This window comes from Flagellimonas hymeniacidonis (assembly GCF_008040165.1).
GTDB lineage: Bacteria > Bacteroidota > Bacteroidia > Flavobacteriales > Flavobacteriaceae > Flagellimonas > Flagellimonas hymeniacidonis.
The window spans coordinates 688,758-701,258 of the sequence record NZ_VRUR01000001.1; the positions used below are offsets into that span (position 1 = coordinate 688,758).

General features: G+C 38.3%; 6 protein-coding genes. All 6 read left to right on the forward strand.

Annotation, left to right across the window (positions count from 1 at the left end; translation table 11 throughout):
- The first annotated feature begins 8 nt into the window (after nucleotides 1-8).
- The gene (locus FVB32_RS03005) at nucleotides 9-1,547 is read left to right on the forward strand and encodes a SusD/RagB family nutrient-binding outer membrane lipoprotein (protein ID WP_147741100.1); all 1,539 of its coding nucleotides are present in this window, start codon (nucleotides 9-11) and stop codon (nucleotides 1,545-1,547) included.
- Between the two features lie 134 nt (nucleotides 1,548-1,681).
- Nucleotides 1,682-5,029: a VCBS repeat-containing protein gene (locus tag FVB32_RS03010; RefSeq protein ID WP_147741101.1), complete on the forward strand. Its 3,348-nt coding sequence runs from the start codon at nucleotides 1,682-1,684 to the stop codon at nucleotides 5,027-5,029.
- 12 nt (nucleotides 5,030-5,041) lie between these two features.
- The gene (locus FVB32_RS03015) at nucleotides 5,042-6,481 is read left to right on the forward strand and encodes a sugar MFS transporter (RefSeq protein ID WP_147741102.1); all 1,440 of its coding nucleotides are present in this window, start codon (nucleotides 5,042-5,044) and stop codon (nucleotides 6,479-6,481) included.
- Between the two features lie 2 nt (nucleotides 6,482-6,483).
- Nucleotides 6,484-7,425 (forward strand): ROK family protein, encoded by a 942-nt coding sequence (locus tag FVB32_RS03020; RefSeq protein WP_147741103.1) that lies wholly within the window; start codon nucleotides 6,484-6,486, stop codon nucleotides 7,423-7,425.
- A gap of 582 nt (nucleotides 7,426-8,007) precedes the next feature.
- Nucleotides 8,008-10,143: a DUF5723 family protein gene (locus tag FVB32_RS03025; RefSeq protein WP_147741104.1), complete on the forward strand. Its 2,136-nt coding sequence runs from the start codon at nucleotides 8,008-8,010 to the stop codon at nucleotides 10,141-10,143.
- Between the two features lie 343 nt (nucleotides 10,144-10,486).
- Nucleotides 10,487-12,501: hypothetical protein (locus FVB32_RS03030; RefSeq protein ID WP_187269484.1), on the forward strand; the 2,015-nt coding region annotated here is incomplete at its 3' end.

Genomic DNA, 12,501 nt, shown 5'->3' on the forward strand with positions numbered 1-12,501 from the left:
AAATAATTATGAAAAAAGCTATTTATATTCTATTGTTTGCACTAGTATTTGGTGCATGCGATGAAGGTTTTGAAGATTTGAACGTTAACCCTTTAAAACCAGTTCAAGTAAATGCTGCAAACAAATTAACTGCAGCGCAACTGTTTGCTTCCAGCGAGCGTTATGACAATTGGCGTGCTGGTTTGATCTACCAGTCCACCATGATGCAACATATGGCAAATACTGCCAGTTTTTGGGACGGAGATAAATATACCTGGAACAGAGGCTATGCTTCGTCTTTAATGGACAGATATTATGGCAATGCCGTTAAAACATTGCAAGATTTGTTGTTCCAATTAGATGAGGAAGGGGCTCCTGATGAAATGAAAGCGATTGCCAGAATAATGCGTGTATTCGTATTTTCTAGATTAACAGACCTCTACGGAGATGTTCCTTACAGCGAAGCAGGAAAAGCGGTTTTAGAAGGTATTACCAAGCCTGTATATGATCCACAGAGTGAAATCTATGCGGACATGCTTAACGAATTACAGGAAACAGCTGCAATATTGGGTTCAGGTACTTCTGCTTATGGAGATGCGGACATCATTTATAATGGTGATCAAGCTAAGTGGAAAAGATTGGCGCATTCATTAATGCTTAGGTTAGGATTAAGGTTAATAAAAGTTGATCCCGCAGCTGCTCAATCTTGGGCCACCACGGCTATAGCAGGTGGGGTAATGGAATCCAATGCGGATATTTTCTTTGTTCCTCATACTGAAGGACCAGCAGGTGTTAACCAAAATGGAAATGGCGAAGTTTTTCTAACAGATGGCAGTCCTAGGTTGAGTGAAACCTTTGTTAATTTTATGGCTGACAGAAATGACCCTAGACTAACTATTTTAGGATCATTACCTTTAGATACAGGTGAGGATGATCCAGATGGAAACAATATAGAAAGAACTGACGTCGAACGATTAGATGTAGCATCCCAGAAAGGTCTTCCTAATGGATTGAGTAACGCTACGTTATTGGATGCCACAGGTGAGGAAAACACCCAAGCTTTTACAGAGCCCAACAGATTACTTATTACTGGGCGGGACGCACCTATGTTCTTTCAAACCTATGCAGAAGTTCAGTTTATGTTAGCAGAAGCCAATGTACGCTGGGGTCTTGGTGGTGATGCAGAAACGCATTATAACAATGGAGTTAGAGCTGCTATGGAAATGTTGGCAATGTATGGCGATGGCGGTATAATTCCTTCAACTGATATTGACACCTATTTGACCAATAATCCATATGATGCTGGCAATGCGCTAGAACAAATTAATACGCAATATTGGGCAGCTACTTTCCTAAATGAATATGAGGCTTTCTCTAATTGGAGAAGAAGCGGTTTCCCTGTATTGATTCCGGTAAACTTCCCTGGTAACGTAACCAATGGGACCATTCCAAGGAGAATGTCATATTCGGAAAGTGAACAAACCAACAATCCGGAAAATTATGCTGCGGCCGTTGCAAGACAAGGTCCAGATGAATTGACCACGCGTGTTTGGTGGGATGTACAGTAAAGAACAAGTACTTTATCATTAGTTATTTATAATTCGTTTAGTTTTTTTAATTTAATTTTAAGTAGAGTTAGTAGTTTGAATAAAGGAGAGGCAACTCTCCTTTATTTTTGTTTCAAAGTAAGTATATTGGATTAATGATCAAGCGAACCATCACAAAGCTGCTTCTTTTTATCCTATTGGGTATTCCCATTTGGTTTGCATGCTCACAAGAGACGAATGCAATACCACCAAGATTCACATTAATGGAATCTCAACATACTGGAGTATTATTTTCCAACAATGTTGAAGATACCAAAGAACATAACATATTAAGATATGCCAATTTTTACGGAGGAGCTGGCGTTGGTATCGGTGATTTTAATAATGATGGTCTTCAAGATTTATATTTTGCTGGGAATCAAGTTTCAGATAAGTTATACCTCAATCGGGGTAACCTAAAATTTGAAGACGTTACTCAGACCTCTGGAATTTTAGATGATGGAGGTTGGTCCACTGGTGTTACCATTGCAGATATAAATAATGATGGATACCAAGATATTTATGTAAGCAGGGAACTCTATGATGACAACCCAAAGTGGCGTACCAATTTACTGTATCTTAACAAAGGTGATGGCACTTTTATAGAATCCGCCCAAAAGTTAGGAATAGCTAACAACCAACGTACCCGCCATTCAACTTTTTTGGATTATGACAAGGATGGTCTGTTAGATCTCTTTTTACTTACACAACCTCCCAACCCAGGAAGCTTATCCTCTTTTAAAGGGACAGAATTGCTTCAACCAGAATACAGCTTAAAACTCTATAAAAACCTTGATGGAAGCTTCCAAGATATTACCCAGTCCACTGGCTTGGATTTAGTTGGTTTTCCCAATGGGGTTTCCGCCAGCGATGTAAACAATGATGGATGGACAGATCTTTATATTGCCAATGATTTTTACGCCCCAGATTTTCTTTTTATAAACAATCAGGACGGCACCTTCACTAACACAATAGATACCGCTTTCAACCATATCTCCTATTTCAGTATGGGTGTGGACATTGCCGATATCAACAATGATTCCCTTTTGGACATTTTTGTTTTGGATATGGTACCTGAGGATAATTTCCGTTTAAAATCCAATATGAGTGGAATGGATCGCAATTCATTCTGGAAAGTTCTTGAAGATGGAGGTCATTATCAGTATATGTATAATACGCTTCAATTAAATAATGGAAATGCAACTTTTAGCGATGTGGCCCAACTTACTGGCATGGCAGCTACAGATTGGAGTTGGTCTAACTTAGTTGCCGATTTTGATAACGATGGATTGAAAGACGTTTACGTAACCAACGGTTTACTCAAAGACATAAGAAATACAGATGGTGATAAAAAGGTTGCAGAATATATTAATAAAACTAGGTTAAATTGGATTCAAAAAAATCCCGATGGTGGTAACCTAAAATCTGTATTTGACATTATCAACCTAGAAGAAGCCCTTGCCCCAATTCCATCACAACCACTAAGAAACTATGCTTTTAAAAATCAAGGCAACTTAAAATTTCAGAAGACCATGGAAGAATGGGGCTTAAATGAAGTTTCATTTTCTAACGGTGCAGCCTATGCAGATTTGGACAATGATGGAGACCTGGATATTGTAGTCAATAATATTAATGAGGAAGCATTTGTATACCGCAACAACTCTGAAAAAATTTCCAATGCCAATTACATTCGTTTAGAATTAAAAGAAAAAAATAACAAGCCGGTCTTTGGTGCTAGAGTTACATTGCATTTAGAGGGTGAGGTGCAAGTAATTGAGACCACTAATGTTAGAGGCATTTATTCTACAAGCGAACCGTTTGTCCACTTTGGATTGGGTGCTGCAAAAAAAACAGACAGTATAGAAATAGTATGGCCCAATAACACCAAAAGTGTTGAGCGCAACTTAGCAGCCAACAAAACCTATCAAATTCATATGGATGAGGGACTTTCTTTTGCGCGAACTATACAAAAAAGGAATACCGTTTTTGATGAAACAACCAACACCTTCGCGTTAAAACACAGGCACGTAGAAAACGAATTCGATGACTATGAACAACAAGTATTATTGCCACATAAATTATCCCAATTTGGTCCAGCACTAGCTATTGCAGATGTAAACAATGACGGATTAGAAGACATATATATTGGAGGAGCTACAGGATTAAGTGGGGCCATTTACCTGCAAAATAAAAATGGTGGGTACGACCTTTCTAACCAACAATTATTGCAAAGTGAAGCTCCCTATGAAGATGTTGACGCCCTATTTACCGATATTAACAATGATGGTCATAAAGATCTCTTTGTGGTAAGTGGGGGCAATGAATATCCTGTAAACGACCCCCATTACCTAGACAGGTTGTATTTGAATGATGGAAATGGAAATTTTTCCAAAGCCGCCATTATTAATGCATACCGTATCAGCGGTTCCAAAGTGATTGCCGAAGATTATGACAATGATGGAGATATAGATATTTTTGTTGGTGGTAGACACCTCCCGCATCAATACCCCAAACCAACAGCTAGTACCATACTGCAAAATAATGATGGCCAACTGGTCAACGTAACCGATAGTATTGCCCCAGACCTACTAAATATTGGAATGGTCACGGATGGAATATGGTCTGATTATGATTTAGATGGTGATACCGATTTGATTCTAGCAGGGGAATGGATGCCCATTACCATATTCAATAATCAAGATGGGCGACTAACTAAAACAGAAAACCCAGATTTAGCAGACACCTCTGGATGGTGGTTTAGTATTGCCAAGGGCGATTTTGACAATGATGGTGATGAAGATTTTATTTCAGGAAATCTGGGTTTAAATTATAAATATAAAACTACCGCAGAAAAACCATTTGATGTCTATTACAATGATTTTGATGGTAATGAAAAGTACGATATTGTATTAGGCTACTATAATGATGACAAGCATTTTCCACTAAGGGGTTTTTCCTGCTCTTCGGAACAAGTTCCGGCGTTGAAAAACAAAATTCAGAAATACGACAAGTTTGCCTCCCTGGAATTAGAATCTGTTTATGGATCTAAAAACCTCGAGAACGCGCTACATTATAAAGCTAAAACCTTTGAATCGTCCTATATAGAAAATCTGGGAGAGGGTCGTTTTAAAATATCTCCCTTACCCAGAATGGCACAATTCTCCAATATTAATGATATGTTGGTGGATGATTTCAACAACGATGGGCATCTAGATGTACTGAGCATTGGAAATCTATTTGTATCTGAGGTAGAAACTCCCAGAAATGATGCTGGGACTGGCTTGTTATTACTCGGCAATGGAAAAGGAAATTTCACCCCAAAAAATAATCTGGAAAGTGGTTTTTTCGCAAAAGGTGATGCTAAAAAAATAAAAATGCACACCCATCAAAAGCAAAAAAAGATTTTGGTGGCCAATAATAACGATGTTCTCCAATTTTTCTCTGTTAGAGAAAAGACCAATTAAACCAACCAATTTATGGCAAGTATACCTAGTAGCAATGTAGCTCAGTCCAATGGACCGACTAATTACCGCAAACCATTTCTAACCATTACTTTTTTGTTTTTCATGTGGGGGTTCATTACGGTAATGAACGATGTTTTGATTCCACATTTAAAAGAAGTTTTTGAGCTGAGTTACTTTCAAGCTGCGTTGATACAATTCGCATTCTTTGGTGCTTTCTTCATTATTTCATTGATTTATTTCATAGTTTCTGTCAGCAAGGGAGATCCTATTTCAAAAATTGGATATAAAAACGGAATAATTATAGGATTAATACTTTGTGGATTAGGCTGCTGCCTATTCTATCCTGCGGCAATCTTTCAGCGTTATGGCATCTTTCTTAGTGCATTGTTCGTATTGGCTTCGGGAGTCACCATTTTGCAAATCGCAGCTAATCCCTATGCGGCAATTTTAGGGAAACCCGAGACTGCTTCGAGCAGACTAAACCTTGCACAAGGTTTCAATTCTTTTGGAGCCACTCTGGCACCATTAGTTGGCGCGCTATTACTATACAAAGTCTTTTCTAACGGAGAGATAACCGTTGACTCGTTAAAAATGCCATACTTAATTTATGGAGGATTGTTTTTCCTCTTGGCACTGATTATCAAATTCATAAAACTACCTTCATTTAAGAATACAGAAACACTGGAAAAAGGGCTTCATGTGCTAAAGTTCAAACATGTTGTCTTGGGAATGATAGCCATTTTTGTTTATGTGGGTGGTGAAGTTACCATAGGGAGTTTTCTCATCAATTTCTTTAAGTTGGACAGTATTGCTGGAATGGATGAAGCACAAGGAGGTGTATTCTTGTCCTATTATTGGGGAGGTGCCATGATTGGTAGGTTTTTAGGGTCCATAGCTATGGGTAGCATGACAGATAAATTAAGAAAGTATCTCCTTATGGCATGCCTTTCCATACTTTCTTTTATGGTGATTTATCTAGTTACGGGTGTACAAAATAATGACGGTGTCTTCTCCTTAGAATTAATTCCCTTTGCACAAATACAATTCTTCATATTCTTTTTGGTCATCAATTATGTTGCCTTTTTAATAGGAGGTTCCAAACCTTCTCGAGTACTTACCTTGTTTGCTTCAATAGTCATTATATTATTGGGAATCATGATTGTTGCAAATGGAGCAGTAGCTTTTTGGAGTGCTATTGCTATCGGAGCATTTAATTCCATTCTTTGGTCCAATATATTTACATTGGCAATTAAAGATTTGGGTAAGTATACCAGTCAAGCCTCTTCCCTATTGGTAATGATGATTGTTGGTGGTGCCATAATTCCTATTGTTCAAGGTGCGATAGCAGATGAAATAGGCATTCAACTGTCCTTTATAGTTCCAATATTTTGTTATGCCTATCTTATTTTTTATGGTTTGAAGGGATATCAAGTAAAACCAATAAAAAACTAGCCATGCCAGAAAAAGAAGCCTATGTAATTGGCGTGGATATTGGTGGAACCCATATATCCTCCGCAATTGTATCTGTACATGAAAAGCGAATCATTGAAGAATCTTATGCTACTAGCCATGTAGCAAATATGGAGTCTTTAACCAGTATTATGCAAACATGGGCCAACACCCTTAATAAAACGCTTACGATTGCTAAAGAAATTGAATTACAAGGTATTGCCTTTGCCATTCCAGGTCCGTTCGATTACAAAGCAGGAATGGCCAAATACCCCAAAGGGTTTAAATATGGTGCCCTTTATCAAATTAAAATAGAAGAAGCCCTTCGTCCCTTTTTATCTCATAAGAATTCGCTGCCAATGCGTTTCTTAAACGACGCTACTTCTTTTGCAGTAGGAGAAGCTTGGTTGTCAAAATCGGAAGAAAATAAAAAGCAGTTATGCATTACATTGGGAACAGGGTTGGGGGCTGGTTTTATTGATGATGGAATTCCAGTGGTCACTGGATCTACTGTTCCGCCAAATGGATGCCTTTGGAATATCCCGTACAAAGAAGGAATGGCAGATGATTACTTTTCAACCAGAGGATTCATCAAGGCCTACCATAAAGCCACAGGTAAAACGGTAAAAGGGGTAAAAGAGCTGGTCGATAGCTATGATACGGATAATAACATAAAAGAGATTTTTGACACCTTTGGAAAAGAATTAGGCGATTTTCTAGCACCATGGCTAGAAAGGTTTCAAGCAGATACATTAGTATTGGGTGGAAATATATCCAAAGCTTATTTCTGCTTCGGAAAAGCACTACAAGAATATCTTAATGCGAACAATCTTTCTCTGCACATACATATATCACACCATATGGAAAAAGGTGCTATTATGGGTTGTACACGTTTATTCAATAATCATTTTTGGGAAAAGACCAAGAATAATTTACCCACTATTTAAGTCATCCCAAACATCTTATTACCACGTTTTGCGCAATACATTCATATTTAGTTAAGCTATCGTTTGGCGAACGGTTAGGTCAAAACGCTCATTTATGAAATCAAATAAGGTATCCATAAGGTATTGTACTTTGAATACGTGGTTCAATAGTATGTTTGTATCATGAAATGCGTTAAAATGTTCGGTTCAATTTCAATACATGATAACGCTCATATATAGCAATGCACTTCTTGAACCATTGGTCATGGAAAGTGTTTAGTTTAGTTGAGGATTCTATTACTCCAAGGAATTTTTAAATGAATTCCTTGGTAGTAATGGATTAAGCAAAAAAAATTAAAAACATTTTTGAATTTAGCCTATATCCCTAAAAAAGAGTCATTTACATATGACTCTTTTCTTCATGGTATTGCCAGAGAATATACTTAAGTATACAACGAAGTTGCCTTTTATCCAATTGTTAGTTCAACTTCTCAATATATCAATTGAAAAAGAGCATTCGTTCATTTTAGTACCATACCTGCACATATTTATTCTCTCTTTGTCCAAATCATAAAAGCGAAAATCAACCTTAAGTTTAAAAAAATGTATCTAAAAAGAATATTGCTGGGCATTATGCTCATAGGTATAACAAACATTAGCAATTCACAATCTTATACTGGATTCCTATCCGACAATTACAATGGTGTTCACGGAATCATCACCAATCCGGCAAATATTGCAGATTCAAGACTTAAGTTAGATATAAATCTTATCGGTATAAGTGCATTCTTTGGAAATGATTATATCGGTTTCAAACTCAAAGATGCCCTTGCCGATTACAGTGATGTATTTGACGAAGCTGATACGACTCCATCACCAAACAACTCTTTGGCTTGGAACATAGATGTTTTAGGGCCCTCAGTAATGTTTGGTATTAATGAAAAATCTTCAGTGGCTTTTTTTACTAGAGGTCGTGGCTTTTTTAATCTTAACGACGTAGATGGTTCCCTAATAGAAAAAGAAGGAGGCTTTGAGGAAAGTCAAGACTTTTTGATTAATGAAGGCTTAATTTCTGGTTCAGCCAATGTATGGGCAGAAATCGGAGTGACCTATGCCCGTGTTTTATTGAACAACAACCAACATTTTATAAAAGGAGGTGTTTCATTAAAATACTTGCAAAGCGCGGGGCATGCCTACATATATGCCGATGGTGTTGAAGTAAACTATAATGCTGGTAACCGATTGGTGGAAACTTCAGGGGAATTAATCTTTGCAAACTCTTCCATCTCAGATGATGGTGGCAATTTTGATATAAACAATGGCAGTGGATTTGGTGCAGATTTAGGTTTAGTTTATGAATGGAGACCAGAATATGAAAGTTACACCAAATTGGATGCCAATGGAAGTTCCATAATAAACAAAGGAAAAAACAAGTACAAATTAAAATTTGGAGTCTCTGTAACGGATATCGGGCAAATAAAAAACTCCTCAGGAAGGGAGAGCACCTACGACCTTAACAAAATACAGGATATTGATGGTTTCGACGGTAAGGACCTTGAAGAATCTTTGGAACAAGGTTTTGATCTTATTTCACAAACCCCGTCTGTCAATTCAAGTTTGCCCACAGCACTTCATACAAATATGGATTGGAATTTAAATTCGAAATTCTATGTAAACCTCAATACTGATATCCCTTTGACAACAAGAAACAAGATAAATACCAATAGGGTATTGAGCGAAATTTCAGTGACTCCAAGATATGAAAGTGCTTTATTCAGTCTTTACTCTCCCTTGAGTGTGGTTCAATATGCTGGATTTCAATGGGGAGCAGGACTTCGTTTCGGGCCAGTATATTTGGGGTCAGGATCCATTATGTCGGTTTTAATAGGAGATACATCAAAATCCTTTGACTTATATGCTGGGGTCAAGCTTCCATTTTATCAAAACAAGTTAAGAGACAAAGACAATGATGGTATAGAGGACAAATCGGATGCCTGTCCAGAAACCCCTGGGCCAATTGAGAACAATGGCTGTCCTTGGGAAGATACAGACGGTGACGGTACTTTAGACAAAGATGATGATTGCCCACAAGTGGCAGGTCCAAAAGAAAACAAGGGCTGCCCATGGAAGGATTCAGATAATGACGGCATTTTTGATAAAGATGATGATTGTCCTAACATATATGGTCTAGAACAATACAACGGATGTCCAGATACGGATGGGGATGGCTTAATTGACAAAAACGACAGATGTCCCAATAATGCTGGAAAAATAGAAAACAAAGGTTGTCCAGATACTGATAAAGATACCTTGGTGGATATTGATGACCAATGTCCAAACACCTTCGGTCCGGTTGAAAACAATGGCTGTCCAGAGGTAACCAAAGCTGTTCAAAAACAGCTAAATGAATATGCTAAGACCATTTTGTTCGATACTGGTAAAGCCACCATAAAACCAGAATCGGTCTCCACCATGGTGGATATCATTCAAATTCTAAACGAGTATCCGCATGCAAAGTTTACAGTAGAAGGTCATACAGATAGTGTTGGAAGTGCTTCAAGTAATCAAAAATTATCAGAGGCAAGAGCAAATGCAGTCCGTGACTTCTTGATCAACGAAGGTATTCTTTCCAGTAGATTAACAGCCGTCGGGTTTGGAGAAGATAAACCTATAGCATCAAACACAAATAGAATTGGAAGAAAGCAAAATAGACGTGTAGAAATAAACCTTATAAAATAACTATCCTGTACATATTTCAATGATTTGATTAAGAATATAAGGTTTGGTGTAATACAAGTGTTCTTAAATACAGTGATAGTAAAGCCGCCAAGAAATATTTCTTGGCGGCTTCTTTGTTTAGATCAATGGTAAAGAGTCAAGCCACACATCTTCAAGGTAGAGATAAACCTCAAATAATCATCAAATTAGGTTTTCCATATATATCCATTTGGCCTTTTGGTCAATTGTAAATGCCCATAGATTAATTGTACCTCTTCTCTTCAATTTTAAGTGAGTTATTTTATAAATACAAACATTCTGTTTTTTTCTTCAGTGGAAAGACATGAGTAAAACCTACTTGCGCATGATCAAATTTCTACCCTCTCGCCCAACTTGCTGCACAAGAGCAAAAAAAGAATTTTATGCCTTGGCTCAAACTTTCAAATTTAGTCATCGTATTATCCGTCATATTCTTATATTTTCTTTTCTATTTTCAAACATTTTAGTATTTGGACAACAAGTAGATACTTGGTTTATGGCAGGAAGAGCTGTAAACAATCCATCTCTACCCTACTCTCCGCCAGACCCATCCACGCAAATGTGGTTGCTTACTCCGTTACCCCCTCCAGATGGCAATTTTGTTACGATATGGTCAGATTTTGTTGATTTCACTTCACAGGATGCGGTTCTTCATCCAGCCCCAATAGCCTATCCCTTGGCTCCTCCTGCAGGTTTTGATTATCCTTTTGGCAATCCTGCATTCCTTACTCCTTCAGGATCAATACCAGGAGAACCCATTTTGGCTAACAATAGCATAGATAACATAAATTTCAACCCCGTGATTCAATTCGATGGCAATGCAGGTGGTGGAGTTGGACAAGCCTTGCACTTTCGTTCCAATTCTAGAGATGACGTTACCGTGTTTATCGTATTCAAAGCTGTCGGAGCAGGTAATACGGCAGAAACACAACGCTTGCTCTTTGGCGGGGATATAGACGTACATCATACCTCATTCGATGCAGATAATTGGACCACAAACCTGTCTTTAGGTGTGGCAGATAACAATCGTTTTTCCGTGGGCAGAACATGGTCTGGTGATGCTGGCGGTTTTTTTCAAAGCGGCGGTATAGACTTATTGGGAGAGCCAACCATTGGGGTGCTTTCAAGAGAAACAAGCTTCGAACAAGAAGACCTGATTACCTATGTAAATGGTATTGAAGATATAAATGTAACAAGAAACGATTCTTTTGCGGACAATCAACTTTACTATTACAACAGATTGGGTAAGCATTTCAATAGTAATGATTCCAATCGTAACCTTACCGGAGATATAGCGGAAATTTTATTGGCAGATGCTGCCCTCCCCAACAGCTTTATTCAAAGGATAGAAACCTATCTGGCCATTAAATATGGTATTACATTAAGTGACGGAGGGCAATTGGGGAGCATCGTTGGCAATGGTACTTATGATTACGTCGCAGCAGATGGAACTGTTATTTGGCAAACAGACCCAACCTATAAACATGATATTGCCGGTATCGGTGTAGATAGGTATAGAGACACCGGTACAGCAACAAAGTTACGCTATAATATAGATCAGCGCATTTCCAAAAGTGTCAATTCAGATGCAATTGTAACCATGTCCACCAATACAGACTTCAGTACAGACAATTTAGATCTCTCCAGAACTACCATTGATGGGGACGGCTCTTCTTATGACCACAACTATCTCCTTTGGGCCAATGATGATAATACTATCAATGTAGACAATACAGAACTCCCTGCCGGCATCAACGATAGAATTGGTCGTGAATGGAGGGTACAAAAAGAAACTTCGGCAGGAAGAACACCAATCTCTGGCGTAAGCCTACGTGTAAATCTCTCTGGGTCAGATATTTTAAACAATTGTGGATTAAAATTATTGATAGATACCGATGGGGATGGGGATTTTACTTCAGGTCCTATAAGAATAATTGATGTCTCAAATGTTGATATAGCTGGCAATGCTTATTTTGATGGAATTGATTTTTTACATAATGAAGTCTTTACAATAGGATATGAAGACATTACGCCAGACATTACCAGCAACCCTGGCAACCAAAATGAATGCGGCTCTTACCTCCTGCCCAATATTCTCGGCACCAACTTGAGTGGTAACGAAGCTTACTATGACGCTCCTAATGCTGGCGGTACAAGATATCTTCCTGGCGAAAACATTCTCTCTTCGGGTACTTACTATATTTATGACGAGACCGGTACCATACCCAACTGTTTTGATGAGGAGAGCTTCGACATCAACATTGACGCCCCCGTGGTCGCCGATGCCCCCAACGACGTCAACAACTGTGGAGCCTACCAACTGCCGCCCCTTGTCGACGG